This window comes from Agarivorans sp. D1326, from assembly GCF_056958115.1.
Genome location: NZ_JBTWEN010000002.1, coordinates 143,111 through 163,592, shown reverse-complemented (window position 1 = coordinate 163,592; position 20,482 = coordinate 143,111). Strand labels below are relative to the sequence as shown.

Here is a 20,482-nt window from a genome sequence, read left to right as displayed (position 1 = left end):
TAATAGCAGCTCGAAAATATGAGGGCAGAAGTTTGGATTTTTTGATTGAGTTTGGATTGTTTTTTGCGAAGGCCTTAACGATTGTTATCGCTATTATTGCTGTAGTTGTGGTTGTGATTGCCGCTTCTTCTAAGACTAAACACAAAAGTGGCGAGCTTGAAGTCACTGATTTAAGTGAGCAACACAACGAGGTTGAGGAAAAGCTTAATCATAACCTCATGAGCAAAGAGCAACTTAAACAGCATAAGAAGCAACTAAAGCAACAACAAAAAGAAGAGAAGAAAAAAGGCGAAGAACAAACTAAACCACGATTGTTTGTTATCGACTTTAAAGGCAGCATCGACGCTAAAGAAGTAGCCAGTTTACGTGAAGAAGTTTCTGCGGTACTTATCGCTGCGAAGCCAGAAGATGAAGTATTAGTTCGTTTAGAAAGCGGCGGCGGCATGGTTCACGGATATGGTTTAGCGGCTTCTCAGTTAAAACGGATTAAAGCAAAAGGCATCACACTTACTATCGCAGTTGATAAAGTTGCCGCAAGTGGTGGTTATATGATGGCTTGTATCGCTGATAAGATTATCGCAGCGCCGTTTTCCATCGTTGGTTCAATTGGCGTGATTGCGCAGTTGCCAAACTTTAATAAAGTATTAAAGAAAAACGACATCGATTTTGAACAGGTAACTGCCGGTGAGTTTAAACGCACTCTGACTATGTTTGGCGAAAACACCGATGAAGCACGCAAGAAGTTTCAATCTGAGCTAGAAGAGACTCACGTTCTATTTAAAGAGTTTGTTCAAGAGTTTCGACCGCAATTGGATATTGCAAAAGTAGCCACTGGTGAGCATTGGTACGGCACTCAAGCATTTGCTTTGGAATTGGTTGATGAAGTATCTACCAGTGACGATTACTTGATGCAGCAGTTTGATGAAAAACAAGTTATCCAGTTCAAATACCATACCAAGAAGAAATTAGCCGAAAAGCTCAGCCAAGCGGCAAGCATTGGAGTAGAGCGTGGCGTAATGAAAATTATGCAGTCTCAATCTTGGGATTGGACCAAGTAATATCAAACTAACAAACAGCAATGGAAAAGCCTGACCTTAGTCAGGCTTTTTTTATCTGCTCAGTTAAGCTTGTTGGAAAGGGTAAACAGAACCTAAGTGTAAGATTTGGGTTAGCTCATCCAATGCGGTATTCACTTCGGTGATTAGCTGAGGGTCACGTAAATCATCAAAAACCAAGCTATCTCTGTAGTGCTTATCAACCCACTGGTTTAGCGTGCTAAATAGTTGTTCATTCATGATAGTGTGCTGGTTTACTGCAGCTAATTCCATGTCGTTTAGCGCCACTCGTAAGCGCAAGCAAGCTGGGCCACCACCGTTGCTCATACTCTGCTTAACATCAAAGTAATGCACTTGCTTAATCGGAGTATTTCGGCTTACTAAGTCTTCTAAATAAGTACTCACTTGGGCCGATTCTTGACAGTTTGTTGGCGCAATAATTGCCATTTCACCTGGTGCAGTGGTAACGATCTGGGTATTAAATAAATAGGTTTTAACTGCTTCTGAAACACTCACCTCATTGTCGCCAACTTCTATGAAATGTAGCTTATTATCGCCGAAACGCTGCTGAATATGCTGAAGTTGTTGCTGAGTGTTTAAAAAAGCTTGTTGATGATAAAACAGCACATTTTGGTTGCCCACCGCAATCACATCGTTATGGAAAACCCCTTGGTCAATTACTCCAGGGTTTTGCTGGATGAAAATCGCGGTATCTTGGTCTAAACCATGTAAGCGAGCTACGGCTTGGCTTGCTTCTAGAGTTTGCCTTGCAGGAAACTTTTTAGGAGCAATTACACTGGCATCTGCAGCTGAGCGGCCATAAACAAATAGTTCTAAGCCAGCTTCGCCGTAATTTGAACACAATCGGGTATGGTTAGCCGCACCTTCGTCGCCATAGTAGTCGTTTTCTGGCAAATGTTGATGGTGTTCAAAATATTTACTATCGGAAAATACCGCCTTCAAAATATTACCGGTAACTTGTGGCTCAATAGAGCGATGCAGCTTATTAGTTAAGTTTGCTGGGGTGAAATGTACTTTGCCATTTTCGGTGTCTGCGCTAGGCGATACGGTGGCTGCATTAGCAGTCCACATGCTTGATGCCGAATAACTAGCGAGTAGGGCATCTGGCGCATTTTTTGCCGCTTGTTGTAAAACTTGACTATCGTTACCGGTAAAACCGATACGACGAAGAAGATTGAGATCGGGACGTTGTTGTGGAGCCAACACGCCTTGAGTAAGCCCTAGGTCGTGCAAGGCTTTCATTTTTAATAAGCCTTGTTTGGCGGCTTCTTTGGGATTTGAGGCATTTTGGGCATTGGATAAAGAGGCAACGTTGCCAAATGAAAGACCCGCATAATTGTGGGTTGGGCCAACTAAGCCGTCGAAGTTGACTTCAAAATGTTTCATAGTCTTCCTTTTACTACGCTCACTTAAAAAATGAGTTATCTTTTATTGAAAAATTTGACACCAATGGTTATTTATATTGGCAGAAAAAGAAAATCAAGCGTATAACACTACGCTTTACTGGGATTTTCAGATGTTATCAGTTTGTATCTTGGTGGTCGAGTGCTTAATTATTCGCCCAATAAACCAAAGATGCAAAAAAGTTATTGACCTATGCTAAGTCTCGAGCAATATAAAAAAGAACGAATATCTATTACTTTCCGTCAATAGGCCAAGTTGGTGGACACAATGGTAAAAAGAAAAATATGAGCAAATCTCTGGTAATTGTAGAGTCACCAGCTAAAGCAAAAACGATTAACAAGTACTTGGGTCGCCAATATGTGGTGAAATCAAGTGTCGGTCATATTCGTGATCTGCCTAGCAGTGGAAGTGCAACCAATAAAAAGAAAGCTGCGCCTGTTTCAACCAAAGGATTAAGCGCAGAAGAAAAAGCCAAAATAAAAAAGGCTAAAGACAAAAAAGCGCTAGTAGCTCGAATGGGTGTGGATCCCGAGAAAGATTGGAAAGCCAATTACCAAATTCTGCCTGGCAAAGAGAAAGTAGTAAACGAGCTTAAAACGCTTGCCGAAAATGCCGACACCATCTATCTCGCAACCGATTTGGACCGCGAAGGAGAGGCCATTGCTTGGCACTTAAAAGAAATTATTGGCGGCGATGACAGTCGTTTTAAGCGAGTAGTATTTAACGAGATTACTAAGTCAGCAATTAAAGACGCGTTCTCGCAGCCAAGCGAATTAAACATGGCGCGAGTGAATGCTCAGCAAGCTCGTCGATTCTTAGACCGAGTTGTGGGTTACATGGTATCGCCACTGCTTTGGAAAAAAATTGCTCGTGGATTGTCTGCTGGACGAGTTCAATCGGTAGCGGTTCGTCTGGTCGTAGAAAAAGAGCGTGAAATTAAAGCCTTTGTACCAGAAGAGTACTGGGATATTCATGCTGATCTAGCCACACAATTAGGCGAAGGCTTTCGCTTAGAAGTTGCTAAAGAAAATGGTCAGGCCTTTAAACCGGTTAATAAGCAACAATCAGAAGCGGCAGTTGCGACTTTAAAAAGCGCCGATTATCAAGTTGTCAAACGTGAAGATAAACCGACACGCTCAAAGCCAAAAGCACCTTATATTACCTCTACGTTGCAGCAAGCAGCTAGCACCCGTTTAAGTTTTGGCGTTAAACGCACCATGATGTTAGCTCAAAGGCTCTATGAAGCAGGCTACATCACCTATATGCGTACTGACTCAACAAACTTGAGTAACGACGCTGTAGAGGCTGCTAGAGGCTATATCGGCGATAATTTTGGTGATAAGTATCTACCAGACAACCCTTTACGTTATTCAAGTAAAGAAGGTGCCCAAGAAGCGCACGAAGCAATTCGACCTTCGGATGTGAATGTAACCAGTACTCAATTGGCCGGTGTAGATGCTGATGCTGCTAGGTTATACGATTTGATTTGGCGTCAATTTGTAGCCTGTCAAATGACTGATGCGCAATACGATGCTACCACCGTTACAGTGAGTGCTGCTCAATTCGAATTACGTGCTAAAGGCAAGATTTTGCGTTTCGATGGTTGGACAAAGGTTCAGCCGGTAGGCAAGGCCAGTAAAGCCGATGATGGTGTGTTACCAGCGGTGAGCCAAGGTGACAAACTCAACTTGGTTGAGCTTGATCCTAAGCAACACTTTACTAAGCCACCAGCGCGTTTCAACGAAGCATCATTAGTTAGAGAGCTAGAGAAGCGCGGCATTGGTCGCCCGTCGACCTATGCGTCAATTATTTCAACCATTCAAGATCGTGGATATGTACGCACCGAAGGTCGTCGTTTTTACGCTGAAAAAATGGGTGAGATTGTTGCCGAACGCTTAACTGAAAGCTTCCAAGATTTAATGAATTACGACTTCACAGCAGAGATGGAAGAACGTCTTGATGAAGTTGCTGATGGCAGTATTGAGTGGAAACAAACACTTAACGAGTTCTATAAAAACTTTAAGAAGCAACTAACCGTTGCCGACGATGACGAAAAGGGGATGCGCAGCAATACTCCTGTTCTAACTAATATTGAGTGTCCCGATTGTGGTCGTCCTATGGGCATCCGCACCGCCAGCACCGGTGTATTCTTAGGTTGTTCTGGTTATGCATTGCCACCAAAAGAGCGTTGTAAGTGCACTATCAACCTTATTCCTGGTGAGGAAGCGGTTGCCGCTGATGCAGAAGAGCAAGAAACAGAGGCTCTTCGAGCTAAAGAGCGTTGCCCAGTTTGTGGTACTGCCATGGACAGTTACCTTATTGATGAGACCCGTAAGCTACACGTGTGTGGTAACAACCCAGATTGTGAAGGTTATGTGGTTGAGCAAGGTAGCTTTAAGATTAAAGGCTACGACGGGCCTATCGTTGAGTGTGAAAAATGTGGCAGCGACATGCAGTTACGCACTGGACGATTTGGCAAGTACATGGCTTGTACAGGTGAAGATTGTAGCAATACCCGTAAGATTTTGAAAAACGGTGAAGTGGCTCCACCACGTGAAGATCCCGTTCATTTGCCTGAACTACCCTGTGTAAATAGTGATGCCTACTTTGTATTACGCGATGGCGCATCCGGTATCTTTATGGCCGCAAGTAACTTCCCACGCTCACGAGAGACACGTGCGCCATTAGTGGAAGAATTGAAGCGCTTTAGAGATAGATTGCCAGAGAAGTTTTACTATTTAGCTGATGGACCAACAGAAGATCCAGATGGGGTTAAATCTTTGGTTCGATACAGCCGTAAGACTAAAGAGCAATACTTAAGCACTGAAGTCGACGGTAAACCTACTGGTTGGAGAGCGTACTTTAGCGATGGTAAATGGACCATTGAAGATAAGCGCAAAAAGCCTAAAGCCAAGAAAAAGGCGTAAGTAGATAGAACCAAAAAAAGGAAGCGAAAGCTTCCTTTTTTATTGGCTATTTTTCGATGATTAGCTGTTTAATTGCAACTGAGCCAGCTTTTTGTCCATGGTGGCTTTTAGTAGCTTATACAGCAAAATAGCGGCATCAATTTCTTCTTTACGGTTGGTAAGGCTTTCTATGTTTAGCCCTAAGGGGATCCCAAGCGGTAAAACGGCTTCTAGTATCTGCACTAAGTTGTTGTAACAAATTAGGATTGATTCTTTTAGCGGTTTGTCAGCATTGAGAATACGCAGACTGGTTGCTTCAGGTACCGATATTCCCAACCATTCAATAAACTCTAGGGTTTTAGCACTACCACAGGGTGAAAAGGTAAGAATGATCCGCTGTGGCTTTTGCTGGTTCGCTGCACACTCATGGGCATAACGGGTTAGCATATCGATAGTAGCTTGAGCGTTATATACCGCCTGAGTCACAAAGTACTGGCAGCCTTGGTGTGTTTTATGGATTAACCTAGCATGTTCATCACCTTTCTTGGCGTGCCGCTCAGCGATGGTTACTCCACCTAAATAAAACTCTGGTGCATGACTTGCGATTGCTTTGTAGGCATCGGCCAAACTTAATTGAATATCATTGGTTGCCGCAGGGCTGCCTACTAACACCAAGTCGCGAATTTCAAACTGGTGCCATGCTTCTTTTAACCAATTTACAAAATCTTGTTCGTTTCGTTGAGAGACACTTTTGTAAGTAATTACCGAGCGTTCACTTTTATGCATTAGCAGTTGCGCGTACATACGCGGATCATGTGTTTGCATGAAAGGAAATGGGCGAGGCTTGTCGATGCGGCTGCTTTCATCTTGAATGTCGTAAACAATTAGGCCGTCATACTCAATTTCATCTAAACGAGACAGCAATTTATCTGCAATGTCGCTGACTTTTTCGATATCGGTATTTTGTTTAGGGGGAGTGGTACCTATGAAGTAAACCCCATGGAAAGGGTCACTAGAAATCTGCTCAAGTGTTTTACGCATGTTGTGTTTGCTTTATTTATTTAGTTAGCGATATTTTCGCATAGCTTTGAGCTGCAGGTCTAACTTTCTGAGTTAGGCTGCTAATTCAAAGCGATTACGATGAGGTGGGGAAGTATTACCACTTTTTCTTGGGTTGAAACAATACATCTAACTCGTCAGTTTCTTTTTCTGCTAAGTTTTCTGCTTCTTGTTTGCTGTCGGATTTAAGCTTGTCGCTCATTTCTTGGTTCATCCGGCGCATGTCTTGTAGTTTTTGTTCTAGGTAGGCATCGCGGTCAGAAATATTGCTCAAGGCTGATATTCCTTTATTAAGCAATTGGCGAGCCGTGCCCCATTGGCGCAGCGCTTGGGCTTCTACAGCGCGTTTAAGGGCGTTTTCGATGTTCACTTTTAGCTGCATTAGCTCTAAGCGTCGGTCTTCTAGTACAAACACTTGAGTGTTTAAACGACCTTTTGCATGTTCTGAGCGTACTACCGCACGAATTTTTTTAATGATCTGCAGCATTTGCAGAGCATCTTTATCAGTATCAGGGGCTCTAAAAGCACTGTCACTGATGTCGCCTGCATTTTTTATTTGGCTTAGTTGACCTTTGGTTGCGCGAATACGGTTATTTAAGCCTTTAACGCTAGGATCAGTGGTTCTAATTTGATTGAGGGCTTCTAACATACGTTTATGCAGCAGCTCTACCAATTCTTTGCTGTAAGGCAAAATAGAGGAATGCAGTAGCAACTCTTCCGTTTCGTTAATAATTGCCTTTTGCTTGGCAATTGCTAAACGGCGTTCGGTTTCTTGCTTCTGTTTAAATTGTTGAACCATGTTGTAGGCGATGACTAAAAACAACAACGCGCCTATGCCAAGCAATACTAAGGTAAATACCATACTTAAACCGAAAAAATATCCTAAGTGTTTGTGCTACGGGAGATATAAACTAAAACGGCTACCACCTAAAGAACTGCCATTTTCTAGTTTTATTTTACCTTCCTTGCCCGAATTTATATGTGCTTTAGCGATCAATTTTGCGAAAAATAAACCTAAACCGCTACGATTTTTAACAAAATTTATTTGCGAAGCTACTTCTATATTTGCCAAGTCGATAATGTCCTGGGGAAATCCATCACCATCATCATCAATTTGGATGCATAAATAGTTATCGGCTTGTTTTGCAGATATTTTAATTTGTTTTTTTGAATAGCGAAGTGCATTCACCACAATATCATTAAGTAGGTAGTCCACCAGTACGCCATCAAAGTACCAACTTAGTGAAGGTTCCACATCTATTTCAACCTTCATTTCTGCTTGTTCGATGAAGGTTTGGTTCTTGTAATAAATATCGTTGAGTAAGTCTTCTAGGTACTGCTCTTCAATGGTCATTGGCATTTGTTCTTTTTCGAAACGATAAAGCGCCAATAACTGCATCAAGCTTCCGTTTAAGCGTGACACTTCGTAATGCAAGCGCGACAGTTCTTCACTGTCTTCTCTGCCCATTTGTTTAGAGCGTAAGGCGATGGATTCTGTTGACTGAGTCAGCATACACAGCGAATTTTTCATATCGTGAACTGCAGTGGCTAAAACTGATGAAAAATCTAGCTTGTCGTTTACTGGCATGTGAAGTCCTTATAAGCACGTTGTTGCAGTGTAACCGAAGCCCAGCTTTGTCGCAAAATCAACTACTTCCAAAATACTATTAAGATTACATAGCGAGCTAGTAATAAACCTGTCATGGCATTTTGCTAGATGTAACTTGCCAATTATAGCAAGCGAGGACGCGATGCAAGGCCAGAGTGAATTCCCGGAGATGGATCAGCTGCTTAACATTCTTCAGCTGTTTCCAAATAAGCTTAAAGTAGAGTTACTGTGTGAAGTTAACGGCACCCCTAATGATTCTTATCCTGTTCATGCAATTAGCCTGGGTAATGCCTCTATTGATAAACCTGGAGTATTGTTTGTAGGTGGGGTTCACGGTGTTGAACGTATTGGTAGTCAAGTAGTGCTGTCTTTTTTAGCCAGCCTGCTAAACCGGCTTGATTGGGACACACAACTTCAGCACCTCCTCAATAACTGCTACCTTGGTTTTGTGCCTATCGTAAACCCTAGTGGCATGGTTATGCAGCGAAGAGCTAACGCTAATGGCGTAGATTTAATGCGAAACTCGCCAAGTATTGCTACTGACGGCGCTAGCTTTATGGTTGGTGGGCAGCGAATCAGTCCACATTTACCATGGTTTAGAGGCAAAAGCGGCCAAGCAATGGAAATGGAAAATCAGGCCTTAGTTAAATTCGCTCAAACCAACTTGTTCCCTCGGCCTTTTAGTTTGGTACTAGATTGTCATAGCGGCTTTGGCCACAGTGACCGGATTTGGTTTCCCTATGCAAACTCGGTATCACAGCCTATTGATGATCTTGGTGTGGTTTATCGGCTTCGAAAAGCCTTTTTTAGTGGCTTTCCGCATCAAAACTACCTGTTTGAACCACAAACTAAACATTATGTTTGTCAAGGTGATCTTTGGGATTATTGCTACGAACAGTCCTTAGCTTATCCGGGTACGTTTATTCCTCTTACCTTGGAGATGGGTTCTTGGCGTTGGTTAAAGAAAAATCCACTTCAGCTGTTTAACAGTTTAGGTTTGTATCACCCCATGAAGCCACACCGAGTAGAGCGAGTGCTAAGACGGCATCTAATATTAATGGAGTTTTTAATGGATGCCTGCCATTCATGGCAAAGCTTCCTTAATGATCCTCAATTAGACTTAGACAAGAAAGCAGCAATAAAGAAGTGGTATTCATGACTAATAGTCAACGACCAATTGTTTTGGTTAGAGGGTTAATACGAGAGAAACGCCATTGGGGACAATTTCGAGAACTCCTGCAGCAGGCCTTTCCTGAGCGTACAATTGTTAGTTTTAACGTCCCCGGTAATGGCCACTTATATCGCTTAAAAAGCGCAGACAGCATTAGCCAAATGCGGCAAAGTTTGCGAATTCAACTTCGACTACAAAATGTAGACATTGATTGTGTAGATATCGTTGCCATTTCACTAGGGGGAATGTTGGCTGTAGATTGGGCAAATAAATTTAGTCATGAAGTTAACTCGCTGATTTTAATTAACTCTTCTAACGCAGCGTTTTCACCGTTTTATCGTCGTTTAAATTGGCGTATTTATCCCTCTTTGCTAAGCGCTATTCTCACTCAGTCTACGGTTTCTCGACAACGTAAAATCATGAGCTTAACCACTAACTTCCAGCAACAGCACCAGCAAGTTTTGTGCGCTTGGGTTAGCTGGGCAAAGCAGTATCCGGTAAGCCTAAAAAATGCTTTTTTGCAACTTAAAGCGGCTGCAGCTTTTAAAGCGCCTAATAAGCCTAACCAAGCAATGCTGATCCTAAATAGCCGTAGAGATAAATTAGTTGATTGCAGTTGCAGTGAACAACTCGCTAAGCGCTGGCAAGCAGATTTTAAACAGCATCCTACCGCAGGGCATGATCTACCCTTAGATGCACCGCTATGGACAGTGAAGCAGATTCAGCAATGGCTTAATGCATTAAGCTGCTAATCTTAAAGTCGATGAACTATCGCTTGGATAAGTTAAGGAATGGTAGTTATGGGTAAGTGGTTATTTTGTTTAGGCTTGTTTTCATACTCAGCTATAGCTAATCAGCTAGCGATAGAAGTGATAGAAGGGACTTACCCCAAGCTTACTTTTCGAGTAGAAGCGGCCAAACAACTTGAACTTATGCCAATAACAAAGGCAAGTGTTAATGAGCAAGCTGATGCCTTGCAAATAAGTCTACCTGCAAGCAATGCCTGTGTTTACGATAACCTTCAACTATTAAGAGGGCGACTAATAACTTTAGAGCTTGCTTGGAACGCCAGCATACAGCAACAAATCAATGTGTTAAGCCAAGACAAACTATGGAAAGACTTAGCTTATCGCGTGTTAGTGCCCAGCTCTAGCGCGAATTGTAAGGTGAAAGACCTTGAATTGCATTTTTCCAGCCTTTCCGCGTTTAGCGGGGGATGGGGAAGGCTAGAGTTAAATGATACAACAGGCGTAATTGCACACAATTTTTTTGTGGTTCAGCAAGTTGGCAATGTTTATATCTTTAACAAGGTAGTTCCTAACCACGTTAAGGCTCAGCAATATTGGTTAAAGTTCTACGCACAATAGCGGTGTTGGTGCTGTTTCATTAAAGTGTCATATTAAATTGTGAACACTATGTTTCAATATACAACCAAAACGCCTTAGGTAGCTTTGTTTGAACCAACCGCTAATTCAAGAACCCATCGCTAAGTTAAAAAAACTAAAACGTTACCAATACGAACGTTATGCGGTGCTTTGTCGATTGGCTTATCCGTCGGCTATGCAAGGCATGACTGAGCAGCTTGATAAGTATTTGTATCAAGACGTGTTTGATCGCTGGGGTCGGTCAACAACCCGGGTATTATGGAAAGAGAACAAAGATGAAGTGATTGTTGTTTTTCGAGGGTCAATGAACATATTTGATTGGCTGGTTAACCTTGCTTTTGTTCCACGCAAATATCAAGCAGGAGAGAGCCATTATCATGTTCATTGGGGCTATTTGCAGCTGTTGGAACAGTTAAGTTGCGATCCTAATCGGAGCAAAAACCAGTACACCGTATACCAGCGTCTTGAGGCAATATTATTGCCACTGATGGCACAAGGAAAGCGCATATCGCTTACGGGGCATTCCTCTGGTGGTTGTATGGCAGTATTGGTGGCGGATAGATTAGAGCGGCAATATCCCAAAAAGGTAAAACGGGTCGTAACCTTTGGCCAACCAGCAACAGGCTTATGGAACTTTAAGAAGCACTACAAATTGCATCGTAAAACTTACCGAATTTGCTGTGACTTAGACATAGTAACCTTTTTGCCCCCCTTGCCATTTGTCTATTGGCATGTAGGTAGAATGCTATGGTTACACGATGAAAGAATTTATGAGAATACGCCAACCTGGTATCGGTTAAGTAAGTCTTTGGTGAGTTGGTTGCTATTACCGTTTACTTATCACTACATGCGTAAATACATTCGCAATAAAGACTATTTTGATGAGCACTAAAGTGCTGTAAACAAAGCGGAGTAAATTAGGAGCCTGCCGCACTGCGGTAAGATTGCACCGCGCGGATCCCTTTCTTACTCACATTCACTACTTCAGTTCTTGGCCATCGTCCACAGAGTAAGGTAATAAACTGCTCATCTTCTTTGTAGTAAACGTAGCGTTGACCTTGGCCTAAGCTACAACAAACGGGTTTGTCATCTAAATAGCTAATGCTAACAAAACCATCTTCAGAATTAACACTTGGGCACCAATCCTGCGTCGTACCGCCATGGTGGTTGGGTTGCTGGGCTCGCAATACCGACAATACGTCTACGGTGTTAGCTGGATGAGTTGAAAACCAGTTTAGGTAATCGGAAAAGCTCAATTCTTTGTCGTAAAACTTTGCCAAAGTTACTTTTTGCATTTGCAATATTGCTAATATCATCACCAACAACGCGATGATGAACGGAAAAAGTATTCTATAGAACAAAGTTTGAAACATTGTGCCTGCCGTAAGTATTGTGACCGCGGACGATTCTAACAAAAATGTGATGTATGTCTAATTATTATTCGCCTCAACAATCATTCTTTATAAGCAGCAGCGCTAGCTTATAGACAAACTGAATTTGCAGAAGCACAAATGTTGGTTACAGTTTTGCCAACTGGAGGGTGCTGATGTTACGTAAAATTTTGTTAGCGATTATTGTTCTAAGTCTACTTATTGCTTGGTTTAGTAATGATTTGATCCGAGCAGTATTCGAAGCTACCGCCTTTTTGGCGGTACTGGTAATGCTAGGTACATCGTTAGTGGGCAAACAGCGTAAATCTAACCATTAGCATTGCTCATGCAGGTTTAGCTTGCCGGTTAGTAGAAAAGTTTAATGATAGCTAGTGAGCTAACTGCTATACAGGTCCATAGGCCTAATCCAAGCAATAATGGTTTACTGCCTGCTTGTTGTAAGTTTTTTGCCGTTAAGCCATAGCCGATTAAAAATAAACACACTCCCAACAACTGTTTAGACATCTCAAATAAGCCTTTGTAGACAGCCTCAAACATCGGTACATAGTTGCTGATAAGCATTGCCAAAATATAGAAAAAAATGAAGTAGGGAATTGAAACCTTACCGTCTTTTTCTTTGAATATTATCGAGCTCATTAAGGCTACAGGGATTATCCATAACGCTCTGGCTAGTTTAACCGTAGTGGCAACGCTAAGGGCTTCATCGCCGTACGCTGCAGCAGCGCCTACAACAGACGAAGTATCGTGAATAGCAATGGCTGCCCAATAACCAAATTGGTTTTGGCTTAACTCTAATACGTGGCCCAGCAATGGGAATAAGAACAAACCACAAGCATTCAAAATGAACACGGTCGCTAAGGCTAAGGAGATTTGTTTACTATTTGCCTTAATCGCAGGTGCTACTGCGGCAATAGCGCTGCCGCCGCAAATTGCAGTTCCCACCGAGATTAAATAGCCGGTCTTTTTCTCCATACCCACTAATTTAGCGGCAACTAAGCCAACAAATAGGGTAAAAGCGATAGAGCCTACAATTAAACCAAAACCGTGTTGCGTGTATTCAATAGCTTGGGTAATAGAAATACCAAAACCTAAACCGACCACCGAGATAGCTAATAGACGCTTGGTTAAAATAGCAATATCAATGGTTTTAGGTATTAATCCAAAACTTGCGAAACAAGCTCCAATAACTAGAGCGCCAGGACCGTTTATGAGAGGCGTAAGGATTACTAAGCAGGTAACTAGGCATAGTACATCTGCTTTACTGAGCGGTTTTAGTTTTTCTAACATATTAAATCCTCAACATCAGGCTTAAGTATACGCCGAGCAAGGATTGCATGCATGTGGATTTAGTTGCGAGATAAATTCACAAAACTATTTTAATTCATTGATCTAATGAGATTATCTGGTTTCATATCAATAATAATGATTATTTTAATTGATATTATTCATCGAGCTTAAAAGCTAATTTAGCGATAAAATAACTCTTCCTCGATTTGTGGTCGCATCAGTTCTGTCACTCGTTTGCCTTCGGCAATAGCTTCTTCGGCACGGTGGAAATCCATGATGCCAATATCCCCTAATTTCGGAGACAGCAATATATCTGGTGGATCGCCTGCCATACGGGTGCGGGTTAACCGCTCCTGCATAATATTAATCGAGGTAGACATTACGCCTATCATGCCGGGGGAGCGATTATTGTTTGGCTGCTTGAGGTTACTTAACATGGAATTAAGAAAATCTTTGCCGCCACCTAACAAGCGCCAAAATGGTTGCTCGTTAGCATTGTTGTTTTGCTCGTTTATTTCTAAGGGATGGTCGGTTAGCGCAATTCGAGATTTATCATTATTAAGATTTACCGCAATAACGATGTCGGCGCCCAAAGCTCGGCACAACGATACTGGAACTGGATTAACCACTGCACCATCTACCAGCCATTGATCTTTTAAACGATAGGGGGCCATTAATCCCGGCATGGCACATGATGCGCGAACAGCGTCTCGTACACTGCCTTTTTGCAACCAAACTTCCTTGCCGGTCTCAAGCTCAGTTGCCACTGCGCCAAATGGAATCGTTAATTGCTCTATGCTGTCGCTACCAATGTATTTTTCTGCAGCGTTAAATACCTTTTCCCCGGTGAGCAATCCGCCACGGTAAAGTGAGAAGTCCATCAAATTGAAAACTTGCCAGCTAGAAAGGCTTAAGGCCCACTCGTTGAGTTTGTCTATTCGTTGGCAAGCATATGCTGCTCCGACTAAGGCACCGATTGAGCAACCAGATACAATATGTGGGCGGATCCCCATATCTTGCAAGGCCATTATTACCCCTAGGTGAGACCAGCCTCTTGCTGCTCCGCTACCCAAGGCTAAGCCAATCTTCAACTCGCCGCTAACAGCCATGATAACTCCATTCAAGCCAACTATTTCGTAAGCCTCATTGTTGCTTAAAAATGCTTAAGTTCATAGTTACTTATGTTCTAGATGCGAGTTAGCTATAGCCAAATATGGTACTGATATTTATCTAATATTTTGCAGGGGCCAGATGAACAGTAATAAGCCTTTAACTGTGCGAATTAAAGGAAATTCATTGAAAGTAAAGATGCGAAGAATTTTACTTGGCGCAGAACGCGCGTTTATGTTTTATTATTTATTCTACACATGATGAATAAACCAATAAGCCATGACTAAAAAGAATCCTGTAGGGCGACCTAAAGGTGATAGCCACGCTAGGAAAAAATTATTAGAGGCTGCCACTCAGCTGTTTGTAAAACACGACTACGACAAAGTATCGATACGCATGGTGGCAAACCAAGCCGAAGTAGACGCGGCACTTATTAGGTATTACTTCGGCTCTAAAGCGCAGCTTTTTGGTGAAATGCTAAAGAATGTATCTGACCCTGTATTTAGTACCCTTAAGCATGGGAAACAACACACCGAAGTCAGTGACTTAGCTAAGGTGATGCGCGCTTATTACACCACCATGGTGGACAATCCTTACTTCCCGAAGCTGATATACAAATTGTCCGGCTTACCTAAAGAACACGAAAGCGCTCAGCAACTAAACCTGATGATTGGCAGTTTGGGGCGTTTTAAAAGCAGGGAGTTATTCCAGAAATTGTTAAAAAATAAGTCACTTTTAGATGGTGTAGACCCTGAGATGGCACAGATTAGTTTTTTGAGTTTAATGGTGTTTCCATTTTTGATGCCTGAGCGTTTATTGGAAGCCAATCAAATTGAATTGTCGAAACAAAAATTTTTAAAACTTGCAGATCATAACGTTCAGTTGCTTGAGCGTGGATTGTTTAAACCTAAGGAACATAGTAATGCAACTCAATAAACCTTGGTTGATTTTTCCTGGCATTGCCATTGGGGTATTTTTTCTGGTCTTGGCTATTGCTACAAAGGAAGTTGCACCGGTAAACGCTCAGCACCAGTCTTCCCGTTTAGTTGAGGTGGTGGGTTTAGAGCAGCAAGCTGCTGCTCCTATAGCGGTGGCTTACGGAAGAGTAGAGCCTAAAACCAGCTGGGAAGCCGTAGCGGAAGTAACCGGCAGTTTGGTTTATCGTCATCCCTTGTTAGAAGAGGGGCGGTTTCTTCCTAAAGGAACCTTGTTGCTTAAAATTGACCCGCTTGAATACAGCCTAAAACTGGTTCAAGCAGAGGCCAACTTAAACGCCAGTAAAACTCAATTGGCTCGACTAAACCAAGAAGAAACCAATCTTAAAGTGAGCTTAGATATCGAACGTCAGCGAGCTTTGTTGGTGGATGAAGAGTATAAACGTAAGCAAAAGCTTAAAGCGCAAAATCTTATTTCCAGCTCAGAGTTAGAAAATCAAAAACAAAACGTACTCATTCAAAACAACGTGGTTCAAGAGCTTGAGAATGCCCTACAGCTTATCCCCGATGATAGACGCGTTGCCGAGGCACAACTCGCGGTGGAAGAGGCCAAACTAGAAGATGCACAACGGCAACTGAGTAAAACAGAAATCGTGCTACCTTTCGATGCCAAAATTGCAGAAGTAAATATTGAAACTGAGCAAGTTGTTAACTTGCAATCGGTAATGGTAGTGGCGCAGAAACTGGATGTAATGGTAGCCGATGTGCAGCTGTCGTTAAACGACATGCGTCATTTGGTTAGCAGCGTTCAGCACTATCAAAATGCTTTGGGTTTACCTTCAATTGATGAGTTGGAGTTTGAAGCATCTGTGAGTTTGGTGGCATCTGGTATTGAGTATCGTTGGCCCGCTACGGTCACTCGTGTTGCTGAGTCGGTGAGTGTAGAGCAAGCCACAGTTGGTATGTTTTTAGAAGTTGCACAAAATATTGCAGAAATGGATTTAGCCCAGCAAATCCCGCTTACTAAAGGTATGTATGTGCAAGCAACCATTAAGGGTTATCCGCAACAGCACTATGTGGTGCCTGAACGTGCTTTGCATGGCAGCAGTATTTACCTCATGGATGATCAAGAGAAACTTCGCATAATCCCTATTACTGTGTTGTTTAGAACTGAACAAGGAGTGGCTATCAGTGGTGAGATTAGCAGTGGACAGAAGCTAATTCTTAATGACCTGATCCCTGCCGTAGAGGGAATGAGTTTGCGATTAGAGGACGCGACGAATGCTTAATTATTTTATTCGCCATCCCACTCTAGCAAACCTTGTAATGGTGAGTTTTATACTTCTCGGCTTAACTAGTCTTAGTACCTTAAAGCGTGAAACCTTTCCCGAGTTTACCAATCCCTTCATTATTGCAACGGTGGTGTACCCTGGTGCGTCACCTAGTGAAGTGGAAGAAAGTTTATGTATGCGAATGGAAGACGCAGTTGATGGTTTATCAAGTATTGAAGAAACCCGCTGTGAAGCTGTTGAAGGCCTTGGCTCGTTAGTTGTAAAGCTTGATGGTAATGCCGATGTAGGGCGAATGCTGGTTGATATTCAAACCGAAATAAATGCAATTAAGGATTTCCCAGAGCAAATTGAACCGCCCGTAGTAAAAGAAATGGATTGGGCCGAGCCAGTCGTCGATATCGCAATAAGTGCGCCAGCATCTTGGCCTGATTTAAAAGCTTACGCAGAAGAGCTTAAACATATCCTAAAGGTTGATTACGGCGTGGCGATGGTAAGCGTGAGTGGATTTTCGGATCATCAGCTACGCGTTGAGCTAGACCATACTGCGCTGCGCAGGTTAAACCTTAGCGTGAATGATGTAGCTAGTACCATTAGCCAGCAAAACATAAATTTGCCGGCCGGCACTATTGAGCTTACCGATAAAAACTTGTTAATTCGTTTTGACCAGCGTAAACGAGACCCTGTAGCGCTGGCTAAAACTGTGATCGCCTCAGATAACAATGGCAGCGTGGTGTACCTTGGTGATATTGCCACTATTAGTGATAGATTTGAGTTAGACGAAGAAAAAATCCTCTTTAACAACCTTCCATCAGCGGTACTTAAAATCAGCAAAAACAAAGCAGATGATGCTTTGAGAATTAAGCAGTCTGTTCAGCAGTTTGTTGATGACCAGCGGCTTGTTACGCCGGAAGGAGTGAGCTTAACCCTTACCAATGATATGTCTTCTCTATTGAGCGATCGTTTAAACATGATGCTCAAAAACGGATGGCAAGGGATTATCTTGGTCTTTTTAAGCATGTGGTTGTTTTTCTCGCTGCGTTACTCATTTTGGATTGCAGCAGGCTTACCGGTAGCCTTTATGGGCGGGTTGTTTTTAATGTCGGTGTTTGGACTGTCAATCAACATCATGACGCTAGTGGGCTTGCTTATGGCCATTGGTATCATGATGGATGATGCGATTGTTATTGCCGAATCCATTGCCGCGCATTTAGAGCGTGGATTAAGTGCTGACCAAGCAGTAGTAAAAGGCGTTAAAAAAGCCGCACCCGGGGTTATCTCGTCGTTCTTCACCACCATTTTTGTACTGGGAAGCTTGATGTGGTTAGACGGTCAAATGGGGGCCGTGTTAAGCGTGGTTCCCATGGCCTTATTATTGGTGCTATGCATTAGTTTGGTAGAAGCATTTTTAATTTTGCCTAATCACCTTCGTCATACTTTGCAGCACAAAGGAATTGAACGGCCTACTAGCGGGTTTAAAGCACAATTTTTAAATGCTTTCGAAAACTTCCGGCTTAATAAGCTAGTTCCGGCAGTCGCCTATGTAGTTAAATGGCGTTACGTTTCGCTTGGAGCAACGTTTGGTTTATTGCTGTTATCTTTTTCATTGGTGATTAGTGGTCTAGTTAAATTTACCGCCTTTCCCGAGTTGGATGGCGATATTGCAGAGGCAAGAATCATCCTTCCTCCTGGGTCGAGTTTGAGCCAAACGGAGGCGTTAGTTACTGAAATCGTAAATGCAGCGCAACAAGTTGGAGAACGGTTCACCCAAGATAACAACGAACCTCAGACGCTTATTCACGATATAACCGCGCAATATAACTTTAATGCCGATGCTGGCGAGTCGGGCCCGCATGTAGCTACAGTGCGCCTTGATTTACTCTCTGCAGAAGTTCGCAATAGTTATATCGAAGATTTTATTGCGGCTTGGCGCGAGCAAGTTGGCGAGCAAGCTTTACCTTTAGCGTTGGCGTTTACTCAACCGACAATGGGTCCGGCAGGGCGGGCGATTGAAGTTCGTTTGCAGCACTCTAATCTAGATACATTAAAATCAGCTTCTGTTGAACTACAAGCTTATTTGGGCAAGTTTCAGGGTGTGAATAGCATTTTAGATGATATGCGACCTGGCAAAGAAGAAGTGGTTATATCTCTTCGAGGTGGTGCAGAGTCATTTATGGTGAATGGCCAAATGGTTGCTGAGCAGTTGCGCGCTTCATACCAAGGAGTCATTGCTGACGAGTTTCAAATTGGCCCAGAAAATATGCAAATAGACGTAAGGCTTAACAAGCAACAGTCCGGAAGCTTGCAAGCCTTAGCGAATTTTCCAATTGTGTTAGCCGATGGACAGCAAGTGCCGTTATCGTCTATTGCAAACATTGAATACCAGCGCGCTTATGTACGCATTCAACGAATTAACAGTTTACGCACCGTGACAGTAATGGCAGATGTTGATACCCGAGTCGCCAATACCAACGAGGTGATGCAACTAGTACAAAAAAGCTTTTTGCCTGAGCTTCAAAAACAATTCCCAGGCTTACGGGTAGATTTTGAAGGTGAAGCTAAAGAAAGCGCGAAAGTAGGGGCTTCCTTAAGCAAAAGCTTCGCTATTGGCATATTTGGTGTGTTCGCTATTTTAAGTTTTCAGTTCAGAAGTTACTTAGAACCGGTAGTGGTACTTACGGTGATTCCTATGGCCCTAATTGGGGTATTGTGGGGGCATTTTTTATTGGGGCACAACCTAAGCATGCCCTCAATACTAGGGTTTATCTCCCTAGCGGGTATTGTAACTAATGATTCAATATTGCTGGTGCAGTATATCCGTTATCATTTAGATGAGGGCGACGATGTTTATCAAGCAGTAGTGAATGCAAGTAAAGAGCGCTTTAGGGCAGTGTTTTTAACCTCTTTAACTACAGCTGCGGGTTTGTTGCCTTTATTGTTAGAAACCAGCTTACAAGCTCAAGTTGTGCAACCAATTGTGGTGTCGATAGTATTTGGCATTATTGCGTCCACTATGATGGTGTTATTTATTATTCCGGCAGCTTATGCGGTATTAGCCGATTGGAACTTGGTGCATAAACACAAATCACTGCAACATGAATAAGGCTTAATACTGAAGACGAGAACCTAGCAGGGCTTAGTTGGTGCTACGTAAACTTTTAACTCAAAGACTGGATATATATCCAGTCTTTGAGTTAAGCTAAGCGCAGTTAGTTTAGGAGTTTATGCAGTGATCGCTACCATTAAAGGTATCTTAGAAGAAAAAGTCCCCCCCTTTGTTTTAATTGATGTGGCTGGAGTAGGCTACGAAATTCAACTACCTATGAATTGCTTTTATCAGCTACCTGAGCTGGGCGAGTCGGTACGCTTGTTGACTCACTTCATCGTACGAGAAGATGCGCAACTGCTTTATGGCTTTCATGATAAAGCTTCACGCTCTTTGTTTAGAGAGTTGATAAAAGTAAATGGCATTGGCCCTAAAGTAGCATTAGCTATTTTATCTGGTCTAAGTTGTGAGCAGTTCGTGTTTGCAGTTAAACATGAAGACCTATCAAGCCTTGTGAAAGTGCCGGGCATTGGTAAAAAGACCGCAGAGCGTTTATTGGTAGAAATGAAAGACCGCTTGAAAAACTGGAATGTAGAACTTCCAGAAACGCCAATTAGTGATAGCCTAAGCAGCCATGGCGATTTACCTTTACAAGCAAGCGTAGATCCAAGAGATGAAGCAATCGCTGCACTAGAGTCTTTGGGTTATAAAGGTAATCAAGCCGACAAGTTGGTTAAACAAGTATGGACCAGCGGCATGAGTAGTGAAGAGCTGATTAGAGAAGCCTTAAAAGCGGCACTGTAACAAAGGTAAT

The 20,482-nt window shown here is 42.6% G+C and carries 18 protein-coding genes; 11 read left to right on the top strand and 7 right to left on the bottom strand.

All coding sequences use genetic code 11. The features are described 5' to 3' along the window. The first annotated feature begins 32 nt into the window (after positions 1 to 32). A complete protein-coding gene (gene sohB, locus ACYFDN_RS04605; protein ID WP_472590886.1) occupies positions 33 to 1,058 on the top strand; it encodes a protease SohB in 1,026 nt (341 codons plus the stop codon). Positions 1,059 to 1,121: 63 nt separating this feature from the next. Here the strand turns inward: sohB and astB are convergent, their stop codons facing one another. After that, complete coding sequence (gene astB / locus ACYFDN_RS04600; protein ID WP_483510130.1) at positions 1,122 to 2,462, bottom strand: N-succinylarginine dihydrolase; 1,341 nt, start codon at positions 2,460 to 2,462, stop codon at positions 1,122 to 1,124. 302 nt (positions 2,463 to 2,764) lie between these two features. Here astB and topA point away from each other — a divergent pair, with 302 nt between their 5' ends. After that, positions 2,765 to 5,407: a type I DNA topoisomerase gene (gene topA / locus ACYFDN_RS04595; protein ID WP_221077481.1), complete on the top strand. Its 2,643-nt coding sequence runs from the start codon at positions 2,765 to 2,767 to the stop codon at positions 5,405 to 5,407. A gap of 60 nt (positions 5,408 to 5,467) precedes the next feature. Here topA and ACYFDN_RS04590 read toward each other — a convergent pair whose 3' ends face one another. The 3 genes from ACYFDN_RS04590 to ACYFDN_RS04580 all read right to left on the bottom strand — a co-directional run bounded on the left by ACYFDN_RS04590 (position 5,468) and on the right by ACYFDN_RS04580 (position 8,033). Then, on the bottom strand, positions 5,468 to 6,427 hold the full coding sequence (locus ACYFDN_RS04590; protein ID WP_483510129.1) for a methylenetetrahydrofolate reductase: 960 nt from the start codon (positions 6,425 to 6,427) through the stop codon (positions 5,468 to 5,470). Positions 6,428 to 6,542: 115 nt separating this feature from the next. Continuing rightward, on the bottom strand, positions 6,543 to 7,307 hold the full coding sequence (locus ACYFDN_RS04585) for a hypothetical protein (RefSeq protein WP_016403029.1): 765 nt from the start codon (positions 7,305 to 7,307) through the stop codon (positions 6,543 to 6,545). Positions 7,308 to 7,340: 33 nt separating this feature from the next. After that, positions 7,341 to 8,033 (bottom strand): sensor histidine kinase, encoded by a 693-nt coding sequence (locus ACYFDN_RS04580; RefSeq protein ID WP_016403028.1) that lies wholly within the window; start codon positions 8,031 to 8,033, stop codon positions 7,341 to 7,343. Between the two features lie 163 nt (positions 8,034 to 8,196). Between ACYFDN_RS04580 and ACYFDN_RS04575 the strand changes: the two genes are divergently transcribed. From ACYFDN_RS04575 to ACYFDN_RS04560, 4 genes are all read left to right on the top strand, one after another. Then, positions 8,197 to 9,213 carry a DUF2817 domain-containing protein gene (locus ACYFDN_RS04575; RefSeq protein ID WP_483510128.1) on the top strand — a complete coding sequence of 339 codons (1,017 nt, stop codon included), beginning with the start codon at positions 8,197 to 8,199 and terminating at the stop codon, positions 9,211 to 9,213. Further along, positions 9,210 to 9,977: an alpha/beta fold hydrolase gene (locus ACYFDN_RS04570; RefSeq protein ID WP_483510127.1), complete on the top strand. Its 768-nt coding sequence runs from the start codon at positions 9,210 to 9,212 to the stop codon at positions 9,975 to 9,977. Before ACYFDN_RS04575 ends, ACYFDN_RS04570 begins: the two co-directional genes overlap by 4 nt. Before the next feature lie 48 nt (positions 9,978 to 10,025). Beyond that, positions 10,026 to 10,592, top strand: coding sequence for a hypothetical protein (locus ACYFDN_RS04565; protein ID WP_483510126.1), 567 nt, complete (start codon positions 10,026 to 10,028; stop codon positions 10,590 to 10,592). Positions 10,593 to 10,680: 88 nt separating this feature from the next. Then, a complete protein-coding gene (locus ACYFDN_RS04560) occupies positions 10,681 to 11,502 on the top strand; it encodes a lipase family protein (protein WP_152782745.1) in 822 nt (273 codons plus the stop codon). A gap of 25 nt (positions 11,503 to 11,527) precedes the next feature. Here ACYFDN_RS04560 and ACYFDN_RS04555 read toward each other — a convergent pair whose 3' ends face one another. Beyond that, positions 11,528 to 11,905 (bottom strand): hypothetical protein, encoded by a 378-nt coding sequence (locus ACYFDN_RS04555; protein WP_016403023.1) that lies wholly within the window; start codon positions 11,903 to 11,905, stop codon positions 11,528 to 11,530. 251 nt (positions 11,906 to 12,156) lie between these two features. On the opposite strand from ACYFDN_RS04555, the gene ACYFDN_RS04550 reads away from it, so the two are divergent. Continuing rightward, entirely contained in the window at positions 12,157 to 12,318 is a 162-nt protein-coding gene (locus ACYFDN_RS04550) for a hypothetical protein (RefSeq protein ID WP_483510125.1), read from the top strand. A 28-nt stretch (positions 12,319 to 12,346) separates the two neighbouring features. Here ACYFDN_RS04550 and ACYFDN_RS04545 read toward each other — a convergent pair whose 3' ends face one another. Together ACYFDN_RS04545 and rssA are read right to left on the bottom strand one after the other, a co-directional pair. After that, positions 12,347 to 13,288 (bottom strand): YeiH family protein, encoded by a 942-nt coding sequence (locus ACYFDN_RS04545; RefSeq protein ID WP_483510124.1) that lies wholly within the window; start codon positions 13,286 to 13,288, stop codon positions 12,347 to 12,349. Positions 13,289 to 13,467: 179 nt separating this feature from the next. Further along, complete coding sequence (rssA, locus tag ACYFDN_RS04540) at positions 13,468 to 14,397, bottom strand: patatin-like phospholipase RssA (protein WP_483510123.1); 930 nt, start codon at positions 14,395 to 14,397, stop codon at positions 13,468 to 13,470. Between the two features lie 280 nt (positions 14,398 to 14,677). On the opposite strand from rssA, the gene ACYFDN_RS04535 reads away from it, so the two are divergent. The 4 genes from ACYFDN_RS04535 (at position 14,678) to ruvA (ending at position 20,472) form a co-directional block, all read left to right on the top strand. Then, positions 14,678 to 15,334, top strand: coding sequence for a TetR/AcrR family transcriptional regulator (locus tag ACYFDN_RS04535; RefSeq protein WP_483510122.1), 657 nt, complete (start codon positions 14,678 to 14,680; stop codon positions 15,332 to 15,334). After that, positions 15,321 to 16,622 carry an efflux RND transporter periplasmic adaptor subunit gene (locus ACYFDN_RS04530; RefSeq protein WP_483510121.1) on the top strand — a complete coding sequence of 434 codons (1,302 nt, stop codon included), beginning with the start codon at positions 15,321 to 15,323 and terminating at the stop codon, positions 16,620 to 16,622. The genes ACYFDN_RS04535 and ACYFDN_RS04530 overlap by 14 nt, the downstream gene beginning before the upstream one ends. Further along, positions 16,615 to 19,725, top strand: a complete 3,111-nt coding sequence (locus ACYFDN_RS04525; RefSeq protein ID WP_483510120.1) for an efflux RND transporter permease subunit — start codon at positions 16,615 to 16,617, stop codon at positions 19,723 to 19,725. Before ACYFDN_RS04530 ends, ACYFDN_RS04525 begins: the two co-directional genes overlap by 8 nt. A gap of 126 nt (positions 19,726 to 19,851) precedes the next feature. Beyond that, positions 19,852 to 20,472, top strand: a complete 621-nt coding sequence (gene ruvA / locus ACYFDN_RS04520; protein WP_249483117.1) for a Holliday junction branch migration protein RuvA — start codon at positions 19,852 to 19,854, stop codon at positions 20,470 to 20,472. Positions 20,473 to 20,482: the final 10 nt, after the last annotated feature.

Excerpts from the sequence above, each read along its gene's own strand:
- astB (WP_483510130.1), bottom strand. The coding sequence starts at position 2,462 with ATGAAACATTTTGAAGTCAACTTCGACGGCTTAGTTGGCCCAACCCAC.
- topA (WP_221077481.1), top strand. The coding sequence starts at position 2,765 with ATGAGCAAATCTCTGGTAATTGTAGAGTCACCAGCTAAAGCAAAAACG.
- ACYFDN_RS04590 (WP_483510129.1), bottom strand. The coding sequence starts at position 6,427 with ATGCGTAAAACACTTGAGCAGATTTCTAGTGACCCTTTCCATGGGGTT.
- ACYFDN_RS04585 (WP_016403029.1), bottom strand. The coding sequence starts at position 7,307 with ATGGTATTTACCTTAGTATTGCTTGGCATAGGCGCGTTGTTGTTTTTA.
- ACYFDN_RS04580 (WP_016403028.1), bottom strand. The coding sequence starts at position 8,033 with ATGCCAGTAAACGACAAGCTAGATTTTTCATCAGTTTTAGCCACTGCA.
- ACYFDN_RS04575 (WP_483510128.1), top strand. The coding sequence starts at position 8,197 with ATGCAAGGCCAGAGTGAATTCCCGGAGATGGATCAGCTGCTTAACATT.
- ACYFDN_RS04570 (WP_483510127.1), top strand. The coding sequence starts at position 9,210 with ATGACTAATAGTCAACGACCAATTGTTTTGGTTAGAGGGTTAATACGA.
- ACYFDN_RS04565 (WP_483510126.1), top strand. The coding sequence starts at position 10,026 with ATGGGTAAGTGGTTATTTTGTTTAGGCTTGTTTTCATACTCAGCTATA.
- ACYFDN_RS04555 (WP_016403023.1), bottom strand. The coding sequence starts at position 11,905 with ATGCAAAAAGTAACTTTGGCAAAGTTTTACGACAAAGAATTGAGCTTT.
- ACYFDN_RS04550 (WP_483510125.1), top strand. The coding sequence starts at position 12,157 with ATGTTACGTAAAATTTTGTTAGCGATTATTGTTCTAAGTCTACTTATT.
- ACYFDN_RS04545 (WP_483510124.1), bottom strand. The coding sequence starts at position 13,288 with ATGTTAGAAAAACTAAAACCGCTCAGTAAAGCAGATGTACTATGCCTA.
- rssA (WP_483510123.1), bottom strand. The coding sequence starts at position 14,397 with ATGGCTGTTAGCGGCGAGTTGAAGATTGGCTTAGCCTTGGGTAGCGGA.
- ACYFDN_RS04535 (WP_483510122.1), top strand. The coding sequence starts at position 14,678 with ATGACTAAAAAGAATCCTGTAGGGCGACCTAAAGGTGATAGCCACGCT.
- ACYFDN_RS04530 (WP_483510121.1), top strand. The coding sequence starts at position 15,321 with ATGCAACTCAATAAACCTTGGTTGATTTTTCCTGGCATTGCCATTGGG.
- ACYFDN_RS04525 (WP_483510120.1), top strand. The coding sequence starts at position 16,615 with ATGCTTAATTATTTTATTCGCCATCCCACTCTAGCAAACCTTGTAATG.